The sequence below is a fragment of the Streptomyces longisporus genome, from assembly GCF_039532765.1.
GTDB classification, from domain to species: Bacteria; Actinomycetota; Actinomycetes; order Streptomycetales; family Streptomycetaceae; genus Streptomyces; species Streptomyces longisporus.
The window spans coordinates 1-22,347 of the sequence record NZ_BAAASG010000011.1 but is presented as its reverse complement, the minus strand read 5'-3'; the positions used below and the strand labels follow the sequence as shown (position 1 = coordinate 22,347).

The 22,347-nt window shown below is 70.9% G+C and carries 16 protein-coding genes; 6 read left to right on the top strand and 10 right to left on the bottom strand.

The features are described 5' to 3' along the window. Window positions 1–95 precede the first annotated feature (95 nt). Entirely contained in the window at window positions 96–995 is a 900-nt protein-coding gene (locus ABD355_RS22555; RefSeq protein WP_344402969.1) for a helix-turn-helix transcriptional regulator, read from the top strand. 90 nt (window positions 996–1,085) lie between these two features. On the opposite strand, the gene ABD355_RS22550 is transcribed toward ABD355_RS22555, so the two are convergent. Continuing rightward, complete coding sequence (locus ABD355_RS22550; RefSeq protein WP_344402358.1) at window positions 1,086–2,531, bottom strand: MFS transporter; 1,446 nt, start codon at window positions 2,529–2,531, stop codon at window positions 1,086–1,088. 121 nt (window positions 2,532–2,652) lie between these two features. Between ABD355_RS22550 and dusB the strand changes: the two genes are divergently transcribed. After that, a complete protein-coding gene (gene dusB, locus ABD355_RS22545) occupies window positions 2,653–3,795 on the top strand; it encodes a tRNA dihydrouridine synthase DusB (protein WP_344402357.1) in 1,143 nt (380 codons plus the stop codon). A 15-nt stretch (window positions 3,796–3,810) separates the two neighbouring features. Here the strand turns inward: dusB and ABD355_RS22540 are convergent, their stop codons facing one another. From ABD355_RS22540 to ABD355_RS22530, 3 genes are all read right to left on the bottom strand, one after another. Further along, window positions 3,811–5,538: an alkaline phosphatase family protein gene (locus tag ABD355_RS22540; RefSeq protein ID WP_344402968.1), complete on the bottom strand. Its 1,728-nt coding sequence runs from the start codon at window positions 5,536–5,538 to the stop codon at window positions 3,811–3,813. 307 nt (window positions 5,539–5,845) lie between these two features. After that, window positions 5,846–7,783, bottom strand: coding sequence for an amylo-alpha-1,6-glucosidase (locus tag ABD355_RS22535; RefSeq protein WP_344402356.1), 1,938 nt, complete (start codon window positions 7,781–7,783; stop codon window positions 5,846–5,848). After that, entirely contained in the window at window positions 7,780–9,309 is a 1,530-nt protein-coding gene (locus tag ABD355_RS22530) for an MGH1-like glycoside hydrolase domain-containing protein (RefSeq protein ID WP_344402355.1), read from the bottom strand. The genes ABD355_RS22535 and ABD355_RS22530 overlap by 4 nt, the downstream gene beginning before the upstream one ends. A 120-nt stretch (window positions 9,310–9,429) precedes the next feature. Between ABD355_RS22530 and ABD355_RS22525 the strand changes: the two genes are divergently transcribed. Continuing rightward, window positions 9,430–10,626: an ROK family protein gene (locus ABD355_RS22525; RefSeq protein WP_344402354.1), complete on the top strand. Its 1,197-nt coding sequence runs from the start codon at window positions 9,430–9,432 to the stop codon at window positions 10,624–10,626. Window positions 10,627–11,043: 417 nt separating this feature from the next. Continuing rightward, the gene (ppdK, locus tag ABD355_RS22520; protein WP_344402353.1) at window positions 11,044–13,764 is read left to right on the top strand and encodes a pyruvate, phosphate dikinase; all 2,721 of its coding nucleotides are present in this window, start codon (window positions 11,044–11,046) and stop codon (window positions 13,762–13,764) included. A gap of 125 nt (window positions 13,765–13,889) precedes the next feature. Here ppdK and ABD355_RS22515 read toward each other — a convergent pair whose 3' ends face one another. Continuing rightward, window positions 13,890–14,423, bottom strand: coding sequence for a DUF4232 domain-containing protein (locus ABD355_RS22515; protein WP_344402352.1), 534 nt, complete (start codon window positions 14,421–14,423; stop codon window positions 13,890–13,892). A gap of 161 nt (window positions 14,424–14,584) precedes the next feature. Here ABD355_RS22515 and ABD355_RS22510 point away from each other — a divergent pair, with 161 nt between their 5' ends. Then, on the top strand, window positions 14,585–15,511 hold the full coding sequence (locus ABD355_RS22510; protein WP_344402351.1) for an oxidoreductase: 927 nt from the start codon (window positions 14,585–14,587) through the stop codon (window positions 15,509–15,511). A gap of 310 nt (window positions 15,512–15,821) precedes the next feature. Here ABD355_RS22510 and ABD355_RS22505 read toward each other — a convergent pair whose 3' ends face one another. From ABD355_RS22505 to ABD355_RS22485, 5 genes are all read right to left on the bottom strand, one after another. Next, window positions 15,822–16,607, bottom strand: a complete 786-nt coding sequence (locus tag ABD355_RS22505; protein ID WP_344402350.1) for an SDR family NAD(P)-dependent oxidoreductase — start codon at window positions 16,605–16,607, stop codon at window positions 15,822–15,824. 80 nt (window positions 16,608–16,687) lie between these two features. Beyond that, window positions 16,688–17,272 carry a TetR/AcrR family transcriptional regulator gene (locus ABD355_RS22500; protein WP_344402349.1) on the bottom strand — a complete coding sequence of 195 codons (585 nt, stop codon included), beginning with the start codon at window positions 17,270–17,272 and terminating at the stop codon, window positions 16,688–16,690. A 56-nt stretch (window positions 17,273–17,328) separates the two neighbouring features. Next, entirely contained in the window at window positions 17,329–17,679 is a 351-nt protein-coding gene (gene nirD / locus ABD355_RS22495; protein WP_344402348.1) for a nitrite reductase small subunit NirD, read from the bottom strand. After that, a complete protein-coding gene (gene nirB, locus ABD355_RS22490) occupies window positions 17,676–20,285 on the bottom strand; it encodes a nitrite reductase large subunit NirB (RefSeq protein WP_344402346.1) in 2,610 nt (869 codons plus the stop codon). Before nirB ends, nirD begins: the two co-directional genes overlap by 4 nt. Then, window positions 20,285–21,502, bottom strand: coding sequence for an NAD(P)/FAD-dependent oxidoreductase (locus ABD355_RS22485; protein WP_344402345.1), 1,218 nt, complete (start codon window positions 21,500–21,502; stop codon window positions 20,285–20,287). The genes nirB and ABD355_RS22485 overlap by 1 nt, the downstream gene beginning before the upstream one ends. Window positions 21,503–21,755: 253 nt before the next feature. Between ABD355_RS22485 and cpt the strand changes: the two genes are divergently transcribed. Beyond that, window positions 21,756–22,289 (top strand): chloramphenicol phosphotransferase CPT, encoded by a 534-nt coding sequence (cpt, locus tag ABD355_RS22480; RefSeq protein ID WP_344402344.1) that lies wholly within the window; start codon window positions 21,756–21,758, stop codon window positions 22,287–22,289. The last annotated feature ends 58 nt before the right edge of the window (window positions 22,290–22,347 follow it).

Below are 22,347 nucleotides of genomic sequence, written 5' to 3'. Positions count from 1 at the left end.
CCCTCTCCCAGGCTGGTACCAGAGTCTCCTTATCCTGGTAGAAGAACCACCTGGAAACAGTGTCCGCAGGGCGGCAGGCTGGAGGCATGGCGACGATGACTCAGGTGACGACCCAGGAGACGGCGGCCCCGCGCTCGCACGGCACGGGCGCCGAGGTGCGGCGCCATGAGCTGGCGGCCTTCCTGCGCAGTCGCCGCGAACGCATCACCCCGGAGGAGGTGGGGCTCCCGCGCGGCCGCCGGCGCCGCACGCCCGGACTGCGCCGCGAGGAGGTCGCCCAGCTCTCCGCGGTCGGCGTCACCTGGTACACCTGGCTCGAACAGGGCCGCGACATCCAGGTCTCCGTGCAGGTCCTCGACGCCCTCGCCCGCACCCTGATGCTCGACGCCACCGAGCGCGCCCACCTCTTCCAGCTCTCCGGCGCGGTGGACCCGACCCCCGCCCTGCTGTGCCCGTCGGTGACACCCGCCCTGCGGGCCATGCTGGAGCAACTGGAGCCGTACCCCGCCAGCATCCAGAACAGCCGGTACGACATCCTCGCCCACAACCGCACCCTCGGCCTGCTGCTGTGCGACCTGGAGGCGGTACCGCCCGAGGACCGCAACTGCATCCTGCTGTCCTACACGAACGAGGACTGGCGCAACTCGATCGTGCACCTGGAGGACACCCGCCGCCTGATGGCCGCCCGCCTGCGCGCCGCCATGGCCGGCCATCTCACCGAACCCGCCTGGAAGATGCTCCTTAGGCGCCTGCGCGAGTACCCGGAGTTCTGCGAGGCCTGGGAGCGCCACGAGGTGGTCGTCGCCCACAGCAAACGCAAGGAGTTCCTCAACCGCCTGGTGGGCCGAGTGGTCGTGGACCAGTCCGAACTGTGGCTGGGCCCGGAATTGGGGTCGCGGATGGTGACGTACGTCCCGGCGGACGAGGAGTCGAGGGAGCGGCTGGAGAGGTTGCACGAGATTGCGCTCAAGAAGGGCGCGTCTCAACTGGCGTAGGTGCAGCGGCCTGAAGGGGCGCGGGGCTGTATCAATATGCGGCTCCCCCGCGTGGGCGCGACCAGCCCCCACGCACCCGCACCCGCCGAACTACGCACTGACCCCCGCCGCTTGGCGCACCTCCGCGGAGTCAAGCTGCGCAGCCGTCCGCTCGGCACTCCGCCGAGCCCACCGCCCACTGCTCAGCGCCCCAAGCACCAGCACCGCAACCCCGCACCCCGTGAGGATCCACCACCCCGGCACGGAGGCCGAAACGAACACGTCCTTGTACGACGACGAGCCGACCCCCGAGGCCAGTACCGCCCCCACCACCGCAACCCCCAGCGTCTGCCCGAGCTGCCGGCTCGTGGAGGCCACGGCGGCGGCCACGCCGGCCTGACTGCGCGGCATACCGGAAACCGCCGTATTGGTGATCGGCGCGTTCACGAAGCCGAACCCGATGCCGAACAACAGGTACGCGACGAACAGCGTGACGTTCGACGTCTCGGCCTCGAACCCGGCGAACAGCACCGCACTCGCCGTGATCGCCGCGCCGGCGACAAGCAGTGACAGCCGCGGTCCCCTGCTCCCCACCAGCCGCCCGGACAGCGGCGCACACAGGAACGTAGGCACCGCCATCGGCAGCATCCACAGCCCCGCGTGCAGCGCGTCGTACCCGCGCACGTTCTGCAGATACAGCGTGGACAGGAACAGGAACCCGCCGAGCGCGGCGAACGCACTGATCGCGATCACCGTCGCCCCGCTGAACGGCACCGACCGGAAGAACCGCAGATCGATCAGCGGTTCGTCGCGACGGGGCTCGTACCGGAGCAGGCCCGCCAGGGCGGCCAGCGCGACCGCGACGAAGGGCAGCACATAGGCCGCTCCCGAGGTCGGGGCCTCGATGATCGCGTACGTCAGGGAGCCGAAGAGGGCGATCACCAGGAGCTGGCCGACGGGGTCGGGGCGGCGGGCCTTGGGTGCGCGGGACTCGGGGACGTAGCGGAGGGTGAGCAGCAGGGCCGCGAGACCCACCGGCAGGTTGACCCAGAAGATCGAGCGCCAGCCGACCGACTCCACCAGCAGCCCGCCGGCCAGCGGACCCGCGGCCATGGAGATGCCGACGACGCCTCCCCAGACGCCGATCGCACGGGCGCGCTCGGCCGGCTGTGTGAAGGTGTTGGTGATGATCGACATGGCGACCGGGTTGAGCATCGAACCGCCGACCGCCTGGATCATGCGGAAGGCGATGAGCGAGTCGAGGTTCGGGGCGAGGGAGCACAGCAGCGAGCCCGCCGTGAAGATGATCAGGCCCGCCATGAAGACCCGCTTGCGGCCGATGCGGTCGGCCGTGGAGCCGGAGAGCATCAGCAGCGAGGCCAGGACCAGCGTGTACGCGTCGATGGTCCACTGCAGTCCGGCGGTGCTCGCGTGCAGGTCACGCTGCATCGAGGGCAGGGCGACGTTCAGGGCGGTGACGTCCAGGCTCACGATCAGCAGGCTCATACAGCAGATCGCGAGGACCAGGAAGCGTCGGCGGTGGCTGAGCTCGGGCATGCGTTTCACTCTACGCCGACTTCGATAGTGTGTCTAACTAATAGTGCCGCTAACTAATGGCTGCTACATGATCAGTTCGACGGCTGCCACATGATCACTGCTGATGCGCGACAATGGCCCAATGCCCACGCCCGTGTCCCCGCTGCAGATCGGCCCGCACACCGTCGAGCCGCCCGTCGTCCTGGCCCCGATGGCCGGGATCACCAACGCGCCCTTCCGCACCCTGTGCAGAGAGTTCAGTGGTGGCAAGGGCCTTTTCGTGAGCGAGATGATCACGACCCGGGCGCTGGTCGAGCGCAACGAGAAGACCATGCAGCTGATCCAGTTCGACGCGACGGAGAAGCCGCGCTCGATCCAGCTGTACGGCGTCGACCCGGCCACCGTCGGCAAGGCCGTCCGCATGATCGCGGAGGAGGACCTCGCCGACCACATCGACCTGAACTTCGGCTGCCCGGTCCCGAAGGTGACGCGCAAGGGCGGCGGCTCGGCCCTGCCCTACAAGCGCAACCTGCTGCGCGCCATCCTGCGGGAGGCTGTCTCGGGTGCGGGCGACCTCCCGGTCACCATGAAGATGCGCAAGGGCATCGACGACGACCACATCACCTTCCTCGACGCCGGCCGGATCGCCGTGGAGGAGGGCGTGACGGCCATCGCCCTGCACGGCCGCACCGCCGCCCAGCACTACGGCGGCACCGCGGACTGGGACGCGATCGCTCGCCTCAAGGAGCATGTGCCGGAGATCCCCGTCCTCGGCAACGGTGACATCTGGTCGGCCCAGGACGCGCTGCGGATGGTGCGGGAGACGGGCTGCGACGGCGTGGTCGTGGGCCGCGGCTGCCTGGGCCGGCCGTGGCTGTTCGCGGACCTGGTGGCGGCCTTCGAGGGGCGTACGGAAGCCATCGCGCGTCCCTCCCTGCGCGAGGTCGCCGACATCATGGTCCGCCACGCCACCCTCCTCGGGGAGTGGATCGGCGACGAGTCCAAGGGCGTCGTCGACTTCCGCAAGCACGTGGCCTGGTATCTGAAGGGCTTCGCGGTCGGCAGCGAGATGCGCAAGCGCCTCGCGATCACGTCGTCCCTGGCCGAACTCCGCGCCGGGCTGGACGAGTTGGACCTGGACCAGCCCTGGCCCACCGGCGCCGACGGCCCCCGCGGTCGCACGTCCGGCAACAACCGGGTGGTCCTGCCGGACGGCTGGCTGAAGGACCCGTACGACTGCGCGGGGATCGGCGAGGACGCGGAGCTGGACACCTCCGGCGGCTGACCCCCGCCCGCCTCCTCAGTCCTTCTTGGGGTGCGGGGTCGAGCCGTATGCCGTCAGGAACCTGTCGCGGAACGCGCTCATCTTCCAGACCGGGGCGTCGTGCGCCGGGCGCAGGCCGTCCGACCAGCCCCAGCTGTCGATCTTGTCGAGGACCTTGGGGTCCTTGGCGACGATCGAGATCGGCACGTCACGGCTGGCGTGGTTGCCGCTGACGCGGGCGATGGGCTGGTGGTCGCCGAGGAAGACCAGGACGGTGTTGTCGTTGCCGTAGCGCTCCAGCCACTGGGTGAGGGCGGTCACCGAGTACTGGACCGACTTGCCGTACTCCGCCTGGGATTTGGGGGAGCTGGCGATGATGTCCGAGGGCTTGTTGCCGGCCTTGTGGATGGCGTTGAAGACCGAGCCGTCACCGAGGTCGTCCCAGGGGACCATCTTCGGGATCGGCGCCCACGGCTGGTGGCTGGAGGTCAGGATGACCAGCGACATCAGGGGCTTGCTGCGCTTCTTGCTGTGTTCCAGGTTCTGGAACTGCTGGAGTGCGTACTGGTCCGGCATCGTCGACCAGCTGAACTTCGGGCCCTTGTAGCCCATCTGGAAGGCGTTGCGGTAGGAGTCCAGGCCGTAGAACTTCGACTCCGGCCAGCTCTTCTGCACACCCGGCATGATGCCGACCGTGTCCCAGTCGCCCGTCTTCTTGAACGCCTCGGTGAGGCTCATGTGGTCGCTCGCCATGAGTGTGCGGTAGCGCTGCTGGTTGCTGATCCACAGGCCCGACATGGTGGTGGAGTGACCGAGCCAGCTGCTGCCGCCGTACGTCGCCGACGTCAGCCAGCCGCTCTTGGCGTGGAAGCCCGCCTTCGCGAGGGCCTTGGTGCGGGCGTCGAGTGTCGCGTCGACACCGGGCGCCTCGACCGGGTCCTCGATCGCACTGCGGCCGTAGCTCTCGATGAACGTGAAGATCATGTCCTTGCCGCGCAGATCCGGCACCAGCTGTCCGGGCGGTGTGTTGCCGAACTCGTCGACCTTGGCGACCTTCTGGAACTCCGCCTCGTCCCGCAGCGTGTCCCGCACCCGGGCCGCCTGGATCGCCACCGCCCCGGCGGTGCGGTCGGAGGCGATCGGCACGCCCATGATCTGCAGACCGAGCGCGGAACACAGCACCCAGACCGTCGTGGCGGCCAGCGTCGCCCTCGTCGCCACCTGCTTGTGGAGCGCCAGCAGATTGCTGAGACGGACCATCGCGAGGGCCATCAGGCTCAACGAGAGGAGCACCAGGACCACCGCACCGACCGTCGCGCCGATCTCCACCGCCCTTCCCATCGAGTCCTGGATGTACGACTGCGCGTCGGGGAGCAGCTCCCAGTCGAGGACGACGTTGAAGGGACGGCCGAGGTATTCGTCGAACCCCATGTCCAGGAGGTTCACGATCGTCAACGCGCCCAGCGCGGCCCCGGACAGCACCGCCACCACCAGCCGCGGACGGCGCGGCAGCGCGAGCGCGACGGCGGCCCCGATGATCGCCTCCACCGGTATGCGCAGGAACCGGTCGACGTGCAGCGCGGTCAACCGGTTCGGCAGCAGCAGCGCACCGAGGACGAGCACGGCGGCGAGCACCGTGACGGCCCACCGGACGTTGCGTACGGCGGTGGGGTGCCGCTCCCGCCGGGCGGCCAGACGCGCCCGCAGCGTGACGCGCACAGGCGCCGTCCGCTCCGGCACTTCCGGCTCGACCTCGGGTGACATGCCCTCTGTGACGTTCTCGACGGTGTCCGGCTGCACCCGAAGGTCCTTCCGCGCGTGGCCCGTGACAAGGCGGCGGGCCACGCTGGGGAGGCACACGGATCAGCTTCAGGACCCGCTTGGCCCGCCGCCATCTCGTACGGGCCGCCTCGTCCGCCTGTTCAGGGGGACGAGGCAAACACCGGGCAAACGCCTGGTCAATGCGGTGCGCTCCGCGGGGTGCGGCGGCGGGGTGACGTCGGGCTGCGGCGCCGTCGTGGTTGGTCGCGCACTTCCCCGCACCCGCCGCACAACCGACCCGACCGAGCTCTTACGCGCCCCCCACGGCAGTGAGCAGCGCCAATGGGGCCGCCGCAGAACGAGACTCCCGCACACACGCGTGCGGATACGGCACCGGCTCCGCATGCGTATCCCGCCCATACCCGGCAATGACCTCCGGCAGCCGATGCCCCGCGGCCGTCGCCGCGTCGACCAGAGCGTGGGCCACCGTACGGGCCTCGTCATGCAACCCGTACCGCGCCAGCCCCAACGCGATCAGCGCGTTGTCGTGCGGCCACACCGAACCCCGGTGGTACGACAGCGGGTGGTACGCCGCCTGGCCCGCGGCCAGCGTCCGCACCCCCCACCCCGAGAAGAAGTCCGGCTCCAGCAGCCGCCGGCCCACCAGCTCCCCGTACTCCTTGTCCAGCAGCCCCGACCACAGCAGATGCCCGGCGTCCGAGGCCAGCGCGTCCACCTGGTTGCCCTCGCCGTCCAGCGCCAGCGCCGGGAAGGACCGGTCCGGCATCCAGAAGTCCCGCTGGAAACGGTCCCGCAGATCACCGGCCGCCTGCTCCAGGAGGGCCGCGTACACCTCGTCCTCCCAGACCGTGCGCGCGACCCAGGCCGTGCGGCGCAGCGCGTCGTAGGCGTACCCCTGCGCGCCCGCCGCCATCACGGCACCGGTCGCCCGGGTCCCGTCGGCGGAGCAGATCGCGCCGGGGGAGTCCTTCCAGTTCTGGTTGGCGAGGCCGCCCTGGTCGGCGCGGTAGACGAGGTAGCCGCGGGAGGTGAGCCCGCCGTGATCCAGCATCCAGCCGATCGCCGCACGCGCGTGGGGTTCCAGCCGGCGCGCGAGTGCCAGGTCCCCGGTCTGCTCGACGTAGGCACCGAGCAGCACGAGGAACAGCGGGGTCGCGTCCACCGACCCGTAGTAGCGCCCGTACGGCACCTGTCCGAAGTGCGCCAGCTCCCCGTGCCGTACCTCGTGCACGATCTTGCCGGGCTGGGAGACGGAGTCCGCACCGGTCTCGGTCGCCTGGGTGGCGGCGAGGGCGGGCAGCGTGGCGGCGGCCAGCTGCGGGCGGTAGGGGAGGGCGAACAGGGAGGTGAGCAGGGCGTCGCGGCCCAGCAGGGTGAGGAACCAGGGGGCGCCGGCCGCCGGTACGCGCAGCTCCTCACCGTCCGGGCCGGCCGCCGTGACCTGCAGCGAGGCCAGGTCCGCGAGACCGCGTGCGCAGGCCGCCGCCAGCTCGGGCCAGCCGGTCGGGAAGGGCACGCCCTCCGCGAACTCGCCCTCCAGCGCGAGGAGTTGGGCGTTGGCGGCGGCGGGCGAGTCGGGGATACGGGGGCCCGGCACCGCTCCGTGCGGACGGGCGGCCACCCGCAGCGCCAGTTCCGCCGTGCCGTGCGGCTCGAGTTCCAGGGTCCAGACGAGGCGCCGGGCGCCCGTGCCCGTCTCCTCGACGCCGTCCGGGGCGGGCTCGGCCGTCACCGTCGTACAGGAACGCCATTCGCCGCGCTGGTAGCTGAACTCCACGCCGTCGTCGAGGACCTGGCGGGAGCGGGTGGCGCCGATCTTGGTGTAGGTGCGGTGGTCGGAGCGCAGCTCGAACTGGTCGGTGAAGTCGGCGTCCGCGGTGACCGCGAGGCGGATGGTGGTCGGCACCGGGCGGTTGCTGGTCACCCGCAGGGACTCGACGAACGCGCTGTCGCCGACGGCCTGTTCGCGGAAGATCGTGTACGCGGGCGGCTCCTGGCGGCCGCCGCGCGGGACCAGGACGCAGCGCGCCGTGTCGCCGTCGGCGACCGGTGTGAGCGACTCCGGCACCGCGCCGTCGACCGTCAGCTGCCAGCGGCTCAGATGCCGGGCGTCGCGCACGAACAACCCGTCGGGGGAGCCCGACCCCCGCACCCCGCTGATGTCCCCGCTGTCGCCGACGGCCGCGAACGTCCCGCCGTGCACGAGCAGATGATGCCGGTCCGTCATGCCCGGTCGCCTCCCCTGACTTCCTCGTCGCTCCTGGCGAAGTCACTTCCGTCGCAGCCGCTGCTGCCGAAGTCGCTGCTGCCGAAGTCGCTTCGGTCGACGTCACCTCTGCCGACGTCACTTGTGTCGAACGTGCCGGTGCCCGTGCGGGACACGCCGTGTCCCGGGCGCTCGTGGAGCAGATCCAGCGCGAGCGCGGCGGTCCAGCCGAACCCCCTCGCGCCGCACGCCTCGCCGGTGAACGGGTCGACGTACTCGGCGAACCCGGAGCTGCCGGCGATGTCCAGGACGGCCTCCCGCAGCGCGTCGGCCAGCGACTGCTCGCCGTGTGTGCGCAGCCCGCGCTCCAGCAGCCAGCTCGTGTTGAACCAGGCCGGGCCCCGCCAGTAGCGGTGCGGGTCGAAGGCCTCGCCGAGCAGGTCGTAGGAGGGGACGAGGCGGGCCGCGGCGCCGAGGCCGAAGTGCGGGCCGCAGGCCGTGCGGACGAGGGCGGCGGTCGTCCCCCGCGGAAGCGTGGGCAGCAGGAGCGGTACGAGGCCCGAGACGCTCCGCTCCCGGATCAGCTGCCCGCCGCGCACGTCCCGGCAGAAGAACATGCCCTCCGCCGGGTCCCAGAGCCTGTCCAGCAGCGCGCCCGTCAGCCGCTCCGCGCGTGTGTGGCGGGCCGTGCCCGGCGCGCCCAGCTCGTGCGCGATCCGGGCCAGGGCGTGCTCGGAGGCGATGAGCAGGGCGTTGAAGGACGGGTCCTCGACCGCGAACTCGGCGCCCTGGTCGGCGTAACCACGGTCCCGGTAGTCCGTCGCCAGCCGTACGTACCGCCCGTAGTCCAGATCCGTCGGCCGGTCCTCGGCGGCGCCGTGGTCGAGGTCGGCGCGGCGGAAGGAGCGGGCCGGGGCGGGTGTGATGCGGGCCAGGGGCGCGTCCCAGCAGGGGCTGTTGTCCATGCCCTGCTCCCAGGGGTGCACGACGGACGCCAGGCCGCCGCCGCCGAGGTCGCGCCGGTGCAGCAGATAGCGGTGCCAGGCCGCCAGCCGGGGATACATCCGGGTGAGGAAGCCGCGCGCCCGGGACAGCCCCGGGTCGGCGCAGTGCACCAGCCAGACCGCCAGCGCGTGCACCGGTGGCTGCACGATGCCGGAGGTCTGTACGGTGCGCGGGGCGCCCGCAGCGCGCCCCGCGGTCGAGGAGCGCCAGAAGTCGGGGCTCGGGAAGTACGCGTCGAGGGGCACGGAGGGGTTGAAGACGATGTGCGGGATGCGCCCGTCCTCCCACTGGGCGGCCAGCAGCGTCTCCAGTTCCGTCTGCGCCCGTAACGGCGACAGGTGCCTGAGGCCGATCGCGATGAAGGCCGAGTCCCAGGACCACTGGTGGGGATACAGGCTGCGCGAGGGGACCGTGGACGCTCCCGTCCAGTTGTCCGCCAGCACCCGGGCGGCCCTGACGTGCAGCGAACCCGGCGCGGCGGGTGGATCGTATGCAATGGGGTGCTGTGCGGCACGGCTGGCGAGTTGGGCAGTGCGATCCACTCGGGGCTCCCCGAAAGACGTGCGGTCGACCGGTTCGGTCGTGGCTACCGTAGGGTTACGTCTATTTAACACGCAAAACCCAGGATGTAATGCAAGCTTGAGAAACACAAGGGGGTGTGCATGACCGGACGGAGCCAGGCCAGCGCCGGAGATCTGCTCGAACTGGTGCGAAGCGGGCGTGCGACCACACGCGGCGCGCTCCAGCAGGCCACCGGACTGTCCCGCGCCACCGTCGGCCAGCGCCTCGACCGGCTCTTCCGCGCGGGCTGGCTGCGCGAGGGCGCCGGCGGCCCCGTCGACTCGCCGCTCGGCGGCCGCCCCTCCATCACCCTGGAGTTCGACGACGAGCACGCCGTGGTCCTCGCCGCCGACCTCGACACCCGCCACGCCCGCGCCGCCGTCCTCACCCTGACCGGCGAGATCCTCTCCGAGCACTCCGGCACCCTCCTCATCGAGGACGGCCCGGACGCCGTACTCGGTGAACTCGGCCGCTGGTTCGCCGAGTCGCTGGAGAAGGCCGGGCGGCGGGCACAGTCGGTCTGCGGGATCGGACTCGCGGTGCCGGGGCCCGTCGACAGCGAGACCGGGCGGGTCGTGCAGCCGCCGATGATGCCGGGCTGGGACGGCTACGACATAAGGGGCCGCCTCGCCCGATCCTTCACCGAGCACACGGGCGCAGGGCCGGTGCCGGTGCTGGTGGACAACGACGCGAACCTCATGGCGTACGGCGAACAGCGCACCGGACATCCCGACTGCTCGGCGTTCGTGCTGGTCAAGGTGTCGACCGGTATCGGCGCCGGGGTCGTGGTCGACGGCTCGATCTACCGCGGCATCGACGGGGGCGCCGGCGACATCGGGCACATCCGGGTGGGCGCGGAGGCGCTGTGCCGGTGCGGCTCGTACGGCTGTCTGGCGGCCGTGGCGAGTGGCGGCGCCGTGGCGCGGCGGCTCGCGGAGGCCGGGGTGCCTGCGGCGTCCGGCTCGGATGTGCGGGATCTGCTGGCGGCCGGGCACCCGGAGGCGGTCGGGCTCGCGCGGGAGGCGGGGCGGCAGGTCGGGGACGTGCTGGCGACCGTCGTGACGCTGCTCAACCCCGGGGTCTTGATGATCGCGGGAGATCTGGCCGGAACTGCATTCCTCACCGGCGTACGGGAGCTGCTGTACCAGCGGGCGCTGCCGCGCTCCACGGCTCATCTGGACGTCGTCACCTCGCGGCTCGGCGAGCGCGCCGGGCTGGTGGGGGCGGGTGCGCTGGTCGTGGAGTACCTGTACGCGCCGCAGCGGGCGGAGGAACGGCTGCTGGCGATGGGCGTGTGACGTCCGCGTTCGGTCCCGGTTTCCGTCCCGGAAGGCGTCCGCATGGTGAAATCCGGCACTCTGTGGGAGCGTGATTCTTGCCACCCTTGATAAGGGTTGCGCTCAGATGAGCGGATCTTGAGCGGCTGCACTTCTCCAAGGGGTGGCACTCGGTGCCACCCCTTGATCGTTCATCGATCGAAATCAGACGTGCAGGTTGCCCGCTCATCTGAGCGGAATACCGGGCTCATGGGCGGTCTTGCGTTCAAGAAGTGAAAACATCTGCCCGTCACCGCTTGCCAAGCTTTGACTTTAGATCCGCTGGCGGACGACTGGTTACGGGCGCATGACACGCGAGTAGACGTACCCAGACGCCTTTGATCTGGGTATGTTCCTCGCCGTCAGGGCAGCCACCGCGTCCTCGAGGGAGACGAGACCGTGTCGGAAAACAAAGAACCCCACGTAGCGAAGTTCGTTTACGACTTCACCGAGGGAAACAAGGACCTCAAGGACCTCCTGGGTGGCAAGGGCGCGAACCTCGCCGAGATGACCAACCTGGGACTCCCCGTTCCTCCCGGCTTCACCATCACGACGGAAGCCTGCAAGGTCTACCTCGACAGCGGCGAGGAGCCGGCGGCACTGCGTGACGAGGTGAGTGCACACCTCGTGGCCCTGGAAGAGAAGATGGGCAAGAAGCTCGGCCAGGCCGACAACCCGCTGCTCGTCTCGGTCCGTTCCGGCGCCAAGTTCTCGATGCCCGGAATGATGGACACGGTCCTCAACATCGGGCTCTCCGACAAGTCCGTGAAGGGCCTCGCCGAGCAGGCCGGCGACGAGCGGTTCGCCTGGGACTCCTACCGGCGCCTCATCCAGATGTTCGGCAAGACGGTCCTCGGCGTCGAGGGCGACCTCTTCGAGGACGCGCTGGAGGCGGCGAAGGCGGCCAAGAAGGTCACCGTCGACACCGAGCTGGAGGCGGCCGACCTCAAGAAGCTGGTCACCAAGTTCAAGAAGATCGTCAAGACCGAGGCCGGCCGGGACTTCCCGCAGGACCCGCGCGAGCAGATGGACCTCGCCATCAAGGCGGTCTTCGACTCCTGGAACGGCGACCGCGCCAAGCTCTACCGCCGCCAGGAGCGCATCCCGCACGACCTGGGCACCGCCGTCAACGTCTGTTCGATGGTCTTCGGCAACCTCGGCCCGGACTCCGGCACCGGCGTCGCCTTCACCCGCGACCCCGCCTCCGGCCACCAGGGCGTCTACGGCGACTACCTGCAGAACGCGCAGGGCGAGGACGTGGTCGCGGGCATCCGCAACACCGTGCCGCTCGCCGAGCTGGAGCAGATCGACAAGAAGTCGTACGACCAGCTGATGCAGATCATGGAGACCCTGGAGAACCACTACAAGGATCTCTGCGACATCGAGTTCACCATCGAGCGCGGCCAGCTGTGGATGCTGCAGACCCGCGTCGGCAAGCGCACGGCGGGTGCGGCCTTCCGTATCGCCACGCAGCTCGTGGACCAGGGGCTGATCGACGAGACCGAGGCCCTGCAGCGCGTCAACGGCGCCCAGCTCGCCCAGCTGATGTTCCCGAAGTTCGACGAGGACGCGAAGGTCGAGCAGGTCGGCCGGGGCATCGCGGCCTCGCCGGGTGCGGCGGTCGGCAAGGCCGTCTTCGACTCGTACACCGCGGTGAAGTGGTCGCGTTCGGGCGAGAAGGTCATCCTGGTCCGCCGGGAGACCAACCCCGACGACCTCGACGGCATGATCGCGGCCGAGGGCATCCTGACCTCGCGCGGCGGCAAGACCTCCCACGCGGCCGTCGTCGCGCGCGGCATGGGCAAGACCTGTGTCTGCGGTGCCGAGGAGCTGGAGGTCGACACCAAGCGGCGGCGGATGACCGTGCCCGGCGGACGTGTCGTGGAGGAGGGCGACCTCATCTCCATCGACGGCTCCAGCGGCAAGGTCTACCTGGGCGAGGTCCCGGTCGTGCCCTCCCCGGTCGTCGAGTACTTCGAGGGCCGGATGCACGCCGGCGCCAACGACGCCGACGAACTCGTCGAGGCCGTGCACCGGATCATGGCGTTCGCCGACCGCAAGCGCCGGCTGCGGGTGCGCGCCAACGCGGACAACGCCGAGGACGCGCTGCGCGCCCGTCGCTTCGGCGCCCAGGGCATCGGTCTGTGCCGTACCGAGCACATGTTCCTCGGCGACCGGCGTGAGCTGGTGGAGAAGCTGATCCTGGCCGACACCGACGCCGAGCGCGAGGAGTCCCTGAAGGAGCTGCTGCCGCTGCAGAAGCAGGACTTCGTGGAGCTGTTCTCGGCGATGGACGGCCTGCCCGTCACGGTCCGCCTCCTGGACCCGCCGCTGCACGAGTTCCTGCCGGACATCACCGAGCTGTCGGTCCGCGTCGCCCTCGCCGAGTCCCGCAAGGACCCGCACGAGAACGAGCTGCGGCTGCTGCAGGCGGTCCACCGCCTGCACGAGCAGAACCCGATGCTGGGCCTGCGCGGCGTACGCCTCGGCCTGGTCATCCCCGGTCTGTTCACCATGCAGGTACGGGCGATCGCCGAGGCCGCGGCCGAGCGCAAGAACGCCAAGGGCGACCCGCGTGCCGAGATCATGATCCCGCTCGTCGGCACGGTCCAGGAGCTGGAGATCGTCCGCGAGGAGGCCGACCAGGTCATCGCGGAGGTCGAGGCGGCGACGGGCACCCAGCTCAAGCTGGCCATCGGCACGATGATCGAGCTCCCGCGCGCGGCCCTCACGGCCGGTCAGATCGCGGAGGCGGCGGAGTTCTTCTCCTTCGGCACCAACGACCTCACTCAGACGGTGTGGGGCTTCTCCCGGGACGACGTGGAGGCCTCGTTCTTCACCGCCTACCTGGAGAAGGGCATCTTCGGGGTGTCGCCCTTCGAGACGATCGACAAGGACGGCGTGGGCTCACTGGTCGCCGCCGCGGTGAAGGCGGGCCGCGAGACCCGTCCCGACCTGAAGCTCGGCGTCTGCGGCGAGCACGGCGGTGACCCGGAGTCCGTCCACTTCTTCCACGAGGTGGGTCTCGACTACGTCTCCTGCTCGCCGTTCCGGATCCCGGTGGCCCGCCTGGAGGCGGGACGCGCCGCCACGCAGTCGGCGGGCAGCGACCACCGGTAGGGCCTACGGCCACGGAAAAGCCCCGGAGCCGCCGCCCGTCCCCGACCCTCAATACCGATGGGCGGCGGCTCCGGATCACCAAGAGGGGCGGCACCTTGTGCGGGGGTGCCGCCCCTTCGGGCTGCTCAGAGGGCGCCCTGGGTGTTCACCGGTCCGACCTGGAAGAGGTGCGAGCAGATCGTCCAGGAAGCCGGGACGAGGACCGCCCGGAACGAGGCCGGTGGGTAGACCCGCAGATAGGTGCCGGTGCGCAGACAGGGCCCGCCGATGGGTCCGTTGGTCGTACGGATGACCGCGGAGACGGAGTGGGCGGGGGCGAGGACGACGGTGGTGAAGGGCCGGCCGCTGTGCGTGGCCGCCGGGCCGATCTGCCGGTGTGCCGGGTCCAGGGCGCTGACGCCTGGATAACCGCGCAGGGTGCAGCTCGTCGCACTGGTGTTGGTGAACCGGATCGGCCAGTACACCGAGCCCGCCGCGCCCTCCTTGCGCCCCATGGAGACGTACAGGTCGCTCACGGCGCAGGTACGCAGTCCCTGCGCCGCCGTCGCCGTCCCTGCCGTCGCGCTCCAGGCCGCTCCGGCGCCCGCGAGCCCCAGGAGGCCGGCGGACAGCAGGGCGGCTATGCCGCGTCGGGATCGTCGCTGAGAGTGAACAAACATGGCATATCCGCCTCCGTCGGGCGAATGGGTGGATGTGTGCGTTCTGTTGGATGAGTGCCCAGCGGAAAAAGTTGTACCGGGCGGCCGACCAACCCCTCGGGCGACATGCCCGGACCCCTCTCCTACGCTGGGAAGCACCCGCACCCGGAGGGAGCCCGCCCATGCCCGGCTGGAACGAGAAGGCCGTCCCCGACCAGCGCGGGCGCATCGCCGTCGTCACCGGGGCCAACAGCGGGCTCGGCTACGTCGTCGCGCGGGAACTGGCGCGCAAGGGGGCGCGGGTGGTCCTCGCCTGCCGGAGCGAGGCACGGGGAAACGCGGCGGCGGACCGGATCGTGGGTGAAGTGCCGGGAGCGATCGCGGAGTTCGCGCGGCTGGATCTCGGGGACCTGGGCTCCGTACGGGAGTTCGCGGCGTCCTACCGCTACGACTACCTCGACCTGCTGGTGAACAACGCCGGGGTGATGGCGCTGCCGTACGGGACCACGGCGGACGGGTTCGAGACGCAGTTCGGGGTCAACCACCTCGGGCACTTCGCGCTCACCGGGCTGCTGCTGCCCACGCTGCTCGCCACCGCCGGCGCCCGCGTCGTGAGCGTCTCCAGTGAGATGCACGCGGTGGCCAACATCGACATCGACGACCTCAACAGTGAGCGCCGCTACCGGCGTTGGATCGCGTACGCCCGGTCCAAGACCGCCAATCTGCTCTTCGTCCACGAGTTCGCCCGCCGGCTTGCGGCACACGGCACGGACGTGGTGGCGGCCGCGGCCCATCCCGGGTACGCGGCCACCAACCTGCAGGGCGCCGCGCCCCGCATGGAGGGGCGCAGGCTCCTCGGGCGGGTGATGGAGCTCGGCAACCGGGTCTTCGCCCAGTCCGCGGAGGCCGGCGCGCTGCCCGTCCTGTACGCGGCGACGGCGCCGGATGTGCGGCCGGACTCCTTCACCGGACCGTCGTTCATGATGTGGCGCGGGGCGCCCGCCCCGTCCTGGCGGGCGCCGTGGACGCTCAACGACGCGGCGGGAGAACGGCTTTGGGCCGCGTCCGAGCGGCTCACCGGGGTGGCGTACGACGCGTTGAAGGGGTGACCGGGCGCGACCTGCGAGCCGTCGTGTTGCGGGCCTCCGCGCTCGATGCGACGGTGTACCGGGAGGCGATGCCGACGGCCTGGTGAAGGGAATCCTTGCAGGTCACGGCAGTACGCGTCGATCCACGCGACCGACCCCGCGCGCCCTTTGCCCGGCGCTGACCCTCCGTGTCCCGACGTGTCCACGAACGGGGGAGCAGCGCACAGAAAGCGGGCGCGCCACGGAGGTCATGCCCGTGGGCCGGTCGGCCAACTGTCCCTCCATCCTCTCGGTGGGGGCGCTGGACAAGGCGATCCAATGACCCCACCCTTCAGGCCGTCGCCCCGCTGTCCACCACCAGGTCCGTGCCCACCACCGATGCCGCGTCGTCGGAGGCCAGGTAGAGGACGGCGGCGGCCACTTCCTGTGTGGCGGAGAGGCGGCCGAGGGGGAGGGTGGTGCGAACCCGTTCGGTGCGGGCCGTCTCCGTCTCGCCGGGGCGCAGGGACATGGGGGTGTCGGTGGCGCCGGGGCTGACGACGTTGATGCGGACGCCGTCCCGGATGTGGTCCAGGGCGGCGCCCCTGCTGAGCGCGGCGACGGCGGCCTTGGAGGCGGCGTAGGCGGCGGCCCCGGGGATGCGGGCGTGTGCACCGAAGGTGGAGGCGACGTTCACGATCGCGCCGCCGGACGGCTGGGTGCGCATCCGGCGGATCTGGGCCCTCAGGGCCAGGAACGTGCCGGTGACGTTGATGGCGAGCTGGCTGTGCCAGTCGGCCTCCGGCAGGTCGGCGAGCGGACCGCCGCCCCGGAACACGCCCGCGTTGTTGACCGCCACGTCGAGCGAGCCGAAGGCTTCGACGGCCGCCTCCACCAGCGCCTGGTTGTCGGCGGCGGCGGACACGTCGGCGGTGACCGCCAGCGCCTTGCCGCCCCGGTCCTCGATCAGGCGGACCGTCTCGTCGAGCGGTTCCCTCCGGCGTCCTGCTACGACGACCCCGGCGCCCTCCGTCGCGAACGCGAGTGCGATCGCCCGTCCGATGCCGGAGCCCGCGCCGGTGACCAGCGCGGTCCGGTCCGTGAAGCGTCCGCCGGTGGTGTGAGCGGTGGTGGTCATGAGCTCCCCTTTTCTTGACCGATCGGTTCAGTATGCGGACGTGGAAAACGCCCCTCGGAGCAAGGGGCGTTCCCGCGGTCTCAGTCGAGCAGGGCCAGCGCCTGCTCCGCCGCGTCCCGGACCCTGGCCGGATCGGCGGACGCCTTGCCGACCACCCGCAGGCCCTGCAGCAGCACCAGCAGCATGCGGGCGAGGGCCAGCGGATCGCGGCCGGCGGGCAGTTCGCCCCGGGCCTGCGCGCGGACCAGGGCCGAGTGCAGCACGGTTTCCAGATGGTCCCAGTTGCGCTCGACGCGCCGGGCGGCCGCCGCATCGTGCGGGGCGAGTTCGCTCGCCGTGTTGGTGACCAGGCAGCCGTTCAGGCGTAGTTGCTCGTCGGCCGCCTCGGTGGCGTAGCGCCGTACGAGTGCCCGTACGGCGGGCAGGGCGGGACCCGGCTGGGACAGCTCCCGCACGATCGGCGGGAGCCCGGCCCGGTCGTAGCGCTCCAGCGCCTTCAGATACAGCTCGTGTTTGCTGCCGAAGGTGGCGTAGATGCTGGCGCGGCCGATACCGAGATGGTCCACCAGGTCGGACATCGACGTCGCCTCGTAGCCGCGCCGCCAGAACAGCTCCAGGGCCGACTGCAGCGCGGCATCGGGATCGAACTCCTTGGTCCTGGCCACGTGGCGCAGCCTAGAACCAACGAGAACGAACGGTCAAGAAATCCCGGGGTGGGAACTTACGCCGCCCGCACCTCGTACGTCGCGATCCGCACCGACTCGTCGTCCAGGCACTGCCCCGACAGCAGATCGAACCGCTGCTTGAGCAGGGGCGAGGCGACGAACGGGCGGCCCCGGTGGGTGCCCGTCAGGCCACGGGAGAGGACCGCCGCGCCGCCGAAGGGGTCACGGTTGTCGATGGCGTACAGCTCGCCGTTGCGGTCGCGGAACAGGGCGGCCTGGCGGCCGTCGGGCAGCAGCGCGGCCACTCCGCGGCCGGGGACCAGCTGGTTGAGTTCGCAGACCGCGAACCAGTCGTTGTCCAGCTGCAGTTCGACCTTCAGGTCGGTGGTCTCGGGTGCCAGGGTCATCGCTGGGCGCTTCCTTCCAGGAGGTCTTCAGAGGGGCGCATGCCGATGGACAGCAGCGGCAGGTCGGGCTTGATCTGGTCGCGCTCCGGGACGAAGCCCACGACCGGGTCGGGGGTGTCGGGCGCGTTCACGAAGGACACGAACCGGGCGAGCTTGTCCGGGTTGTTGATGGTGGTCGCCCACTCGTCGGCGTAGTTCGCCACGTGGTCCGCCATCAGGGACTCCAGCTCCTCGCAGATGCCGAGGGAGTCCTCCACCACCACGTCGCGTACGTGGTCCAGGCCGCCGGGGATGCGCTCCAGCCAGGTCGAGGTGCGCTCCAGGCGGTCGGCGGTGCGGATGTAGAACATCAGGAAACGGTCGATCAGACGGACCAGTTCGGCGTCGGAGAGGTCCTGGGCGAGCAGGTCCGCGTGGCGCGGGGTGGCGCCGCCGTTGCCGCCGACGTACAGGTTCCAGCCGCCCGCGGTGGCGATCACGCCGAAGTCCTTCGACTGGGCCTCGGCGCACTCGCGGGCGCACCCGGAGACCGCCGACTTGAGCTTGTGCGGCGACCTGAGGCCCCGGTAGCGCAGCTCCAGGTCGATCGCCATGCGGACGGAGTCCTGGACGCCGTAGCGGCACCAGGTCTGGCCCACGCAGGACTTGACGGTGCGCAGGGCCTTTCCGTACGCGTGGCCGGACTCGAAGCCGGCGTCCACCAACCGGGCCCAGATCAGCGGGAGTTGCTCGACGCGGGCGCCGAACATGTCGATCCGCTGACCGCCGGTGATCTTCGTGTAGAGACCGAAGTCGCGGGCGATCTCACCGATCACGATGAGGCCCTCGGGGGTGATCTCCCCGCCGGGGATGCGTGGGACGACCGAGTACGAGCCGTTCTTCTGCAGGTTGGCGAGGAAGTGGTCGTTGCTGTCCTGCAGCGAGGCCTGCTCGCCGTCCAGGACATAGCCGCTCGCGCCGATCGTCGGGGCGAGGGAGGCGATGATCGAGGCGACCGCCGGCTTGCAGATCTCGCAGCCGTCGCCGCCCCTGGCCTCGTCGCGGCCGTAGCGGTCCAGCAGGTCCTGGTAGGTGTTGATGCGCAGGGCGAGGACGATCTCGTAGAGCTCCTCGCGGGTCTGCGAGAAGCAGCCGCACAGGCCCTTGTCGACCTCGACGCCGGACGCCTCCAGCTCGGCCGTGACCAGCTGGCCCAGCACCTTGACGCAACTGCCGCAGGTGGTACCGGCCTTGGTGCACTTCTTCACCTCGGGCACGGTGGTGCACTGGTGGTCGGTGACCGCGGCGCGGATGGTGCCCTTGCGGACGTTGTTGCAGGAGCAGATGATCGCGTCGTCCGGCAGCGCGGTCGGGCCGAGCTGCACCGACTCACCGGCGCCGGCGGGCAGCACCAGAGACTCGGGCGAGACCGGCGGCACCGAACCGGTGAAGGCCTTCAGCGTGCCGTAGGCCTCCGCGTCGCCGACCAGGATGCCGCCGAGCAGCGTGCCGTCCCGCCCGATGACCAGCTTCTTGTACAGGCCCGCGCGGGAGTCGGAGTAGACGACGTCCAGGCAGTCCTCGGTGGCGCCGTGCGCGTCGCCGAAGGAGGCCACGTCCACGCCGAGCAGCTTCAGCTTGGTGGACAGGTCGGCGCCGGTGAACGTCAACTGCTCGGTCTCGTCCTCGGCGATCGTCGCGGCGGCCGTCTCGGCCTGCTCGTAACCGGGGGCGACCAGGCCGTACACCCGGCCGTCGGAGGCCAGCGCGCACTCGCCGATCGCGAAGACGTGCGGGTCGGAGACCGTACGGCACTGCTCGTCGACGGTGATGCCGCCGCGCTCGCCGACGGTGAGGCCGCAGTCGCGGGCCAGCTGGTCGCGGGGGCGGACACCGGCGGAGAACACCACCAGGTCGGTGGCGAGTTCGGAGCCGTCGGAGAGCTTCATGCCGGTGACGGCACCGTCCTCGCCGACGACGATCTCCTGGGTGCCGACGCCCGTGTGGACGGTCAGGCCCATCTGCTCGATGGTGCGCAGCAGGGCCGCGCCGCCGCCCTCGTCGACCTGCACCGGCATCAGACGCGGCGCGAACTCGACGATGTGGGAGGTGAGTCCGAGCCCCTTCAGCGCACCGGCCGCCTCAAGGCCGAGCAGACCGCCGCCGACCACCGCACCGGTCGTCGCCTTCGTCTTCGCGTACTCCTCGATCGCGAGCAGGTCCTCGATCGTGCGGTAGACGAAACAGCCCTCGGCGTCCTTGCCCGGGACCGGCGGCACGAAGGGGTACGAGCCGGTGGCGAGGACGAGGGTGTCGTACTCGAAGACCTGACCGGACTTCGCGGTCACCTTCTTCGCCTCACGGTCGATCGTCTCGGCCGGGTCGCCGACGTACAGCTCGATGCCGTGGTCGTTGATGAACTCCATGTCGGTCATGGAGAGCTCCTCGGGTGTCTTGCCCGAGAAGTACGAGGTGAGCGCCACGCGGTCGTAGGCGGGACGCGGCTCCTCACAGAGCACGACCACGCGGTGCGTGGCGGTCAGGCCGCGCGCGGCGAGCGCTTCGAGGAAGCGCTGGCCGACCATGCCATGGCCGATCAGCACGATCGTGGGGGTGTCCGTGGACATCAGGAGCCTCCATCAGTGGTGAGCAGGTGGAGCAGTGGGGCACCGTCGGCGGGGAGCGGCTCTGCCCCCTCCCAGGCGCGGGCGAGTGCGCCGACGGTGCCGAGTTCGCCGACGAGGACCCCGCCGACCAGGCGGTCGTCGCGGACGACGACCTTGCGGTAGGTGCCACGGGTGGCGTCGGCCAGCTGGACGACGTCGTCGCCGGGCCGGGCCTCCGTCTCGCCGAACGCGGCGAGGTCGAAGGGGGAGTCGTGCCCGGCGAGCGTGAGCCGGGTCAGGGCACGGGTGCCGGTGTAGCGGGCGCTCGCGCGGCCGGACAGCAACTCGGCCAGGACCTCCGCCTGTTCGAGGGCCGGTGCGGCCAGCCCGTACACCTCGCCGTCGTGCTGGACGCAGTCGCCGATGGCCCGGATGTGCGGGTCGGAGGTGCGCAGCTCGTCGTCGACGACGATGCCCTTGCGCACCTCCAGACCGGCGATCTGGGCGAGGCCCACCCGAGGGTGCACCCCGCAGGCCAGCACCACCAGGTCCGCGTCGAGGGCGTACCCGTCGTGCATCTCGACCGAGCGGACCGCGCCGCCCACGCAGCGCACGTCGCGCACCCGGCACTCGGTGTGGATCTCGACGCCGAGGTCCCTCAGGTGCCGCTGCACGAGCTTCGAGGCGTTCGGGTCGAGCTGCCGCTCCATGAGCCGCTCGCCCTGCTGGGCGAGGACGACCTGGGCGCCGCGCCGGGCGAGCGCGCGGGCGGCGGAGACCCCGAGGAGACCGCCGCCGATGACGACCGCCTTCACGCCCGGCCGTACGGCCTTGGACAGGCCCAGGCAGTCGTCCATGGTCCGGAACGCGTGCACGCCCTCGGGCAGTACGTGGTCCGGGGTGAACAGTCCGCGCAGGGGCGGGAGCACCGGGTTGGAGCCGGTGGCCAGGACCAGCGTGTCGTATGCGATCTTCGAGCCGTCCGCGCACGCGACGGTCCGCTCGTCGCGGTCGATGCCGGTGACCCGGGCGCGGATCAGCTCCGGGGGCGCCGGCAGCGCGATCACCTCGGGGCTGTACCGTCCCGCCAGCACTTCGGCGAGCAGCACCCTGTTGTACGGGCGGTGCTCCTCCTCGCCGATCAGTGTCACGGGCGTGCCGAGCTCACCGAGCCGCCGGGCGAGACGGACGCCCGCGAGCCCGGCGCCGATCACCACCACACGCGTATTCGAGGTCATGTCTAGGAGCGTGCGATGCCGGTGTTACCCGGCAGCATCACATCTGTTTCCCGCGAGGAACGCTGCCCTCAGCAGCGGCCCGGCGAGAGTGTGAGGGTTCGGAGTGCACGTCGGGGGCGTGGTGTGAGGTGGGGGCGGCCTCGGCACTGCCGCCCGCCGGGTTCCGTGCAGGCACCATCGTCTACGACGCCCTGGTCACGGGCAGCCCGAAAACGGGTGGGGAGCGCTCCGCTCGTTCCTCTACGGTGACCCGATGGTTACCCGGGTGATCGTGCTCAACGGCGGCTCCAGCTCCGGCAAGTCCGGGATCGTGCGGTGTCTGCAGGCGGTGCTGCCGGACCCGTGGCTGGCCTTTGCGATCGACGCACTGGTCGACTCGATGCCCGCGTCCCTGCAGGCCTCGCTCGTCGCACCGGACGGCGCCGTGAATGTCGGGCCGGAGTTCCGCAGGCTGGAGACGGCGTGGAGGGAGGGCGTCGCGGCGACCGCCCGCGCCGGCGCCCCGGTCATCGTCGACGACGTGTTCCTCGGCGGCGGCGAGTCTCAGGACGCGTGGCGGAAGGTCCTGGCCGGTCTGGACGTCCTGTGGGTCGGCGTCCGCTGCGAGGCCGCGGTCGCCGCGGGCCGGGAGATCGCGCGGGGCGACCGGGTGCGAGGCATGGCGGAGCAGCAGGCGGAACTGGTCCACCGGGATGTGGAGTACGACGTGGAGGTGGACACCACGCGCATGGAGTCGCTGGAGTGCGCGCGAGTCATCGCGGGGGCGGTGGTCAGCGGCTCGAGGTGAGGTGCGCGAATGGGGCGGCCTTCCTCTCGTGGCCGGTCGACCGCGGGTGGTGCGGCGT

What these genes read in the sequence shown, in the direction of transcription:
- ABD355_RS22540 (WP_344402968.1), bottom strand. Translation starts at nt 5,538, where the DNA reads ATGTCACCCGAGGTCGAGCCGGAAGTGCCGGAGCGGACGGCGCCTGTG.
- cpt (WP_344402344.1), top strand. Translation starts at nt 21,756, where the DNA reads ATGGTTACCCGGGTGATCGTGCTCAACGGCGGCTCCAGCTCCGGCAAG.
- dusB (WP_344402357.1), top strand. Translation starts at nt 2,653, where the DNA reads ATGCCCACGCCCGTGTCCCCGCTGCAGATCGGCCCGCACACCGTCGAG.
- ABD355_RS22510 (WP_344402351.1), top strand. Translation starts at nt 14,585, where the DNA reads ATGCCCGGCTGGAACGAGAAGGCCGTCCCCGACCAGCGCGGGCGCATC.
- nirB (WP_344402346.1), bottom strand. Translation starts at nt 20,285, where the DNA reads ATGTCCACGGACACCCCCACGATCGTGCTGATCGGCCATGGCATGGTC.
- nirD (WP_344402348.1), bottom strand. Translation starts at nt 17,679, where the DNA reads ATGACCCTGGCACCCGAGACCACCGACCTGAAGGTCGAACTGCAGCTG.
- ABD355_RS22515 (WP_344402352.1), bottom strand. Translation starts at nt 14,423, where the DNA reads ATGTTTGTTCACTCTCAGCGACGATCCCGACGCGGCATAGCCGCCCTG.
- ABD355_RS22535 (WP_344402356.1), bottom strand. Translation starts at nt 7,783, where the DNA reads ATGACGGACCGGCATCATCTGCTCGTGCACGGCGGGACGTTCGCGGCC.
- ABD355_RS22555 (WP_344402969.1), top strand. Translation starts at nt 96, where the DNA reads ATGACTCAGGTGACGACCCAGGAGACGGCGGCCCCGCGCTCGCACGGC.
- ABD355_RS22550 (WP_344402358.1), bottom strand. Translation starts at nt 2,531, where the DNA reads ATGCCCGAGCTCAGCCACCGCCGACGCTTCCTGGTCCTCGCGATCTGC.
- ABD355_RS22485 (WP_344402345.1), bottom strand. Translation starts at nt 21,502, where the DNA reads ATGACCTCGAATACGCGTGTGGTGGTGATCGGCGCCGGGCTCGCGGGC.
- ABD355_RS22525 (WP_344402354.1), top strand. Translation starts at nt 9,430, where the DNA reads ATGACCGGACGGAGCCAGGCCAGCGCCGGAGATCTGCTCGAACTGGTG.
- ABD355_RS22505 (WP_344402350.1), bottom strand. Translation starts at nt 16,607, where the DNA reads ATGACCACCACCGCTCACACCACCGGCGGACGCTTCACGGACCGGACC.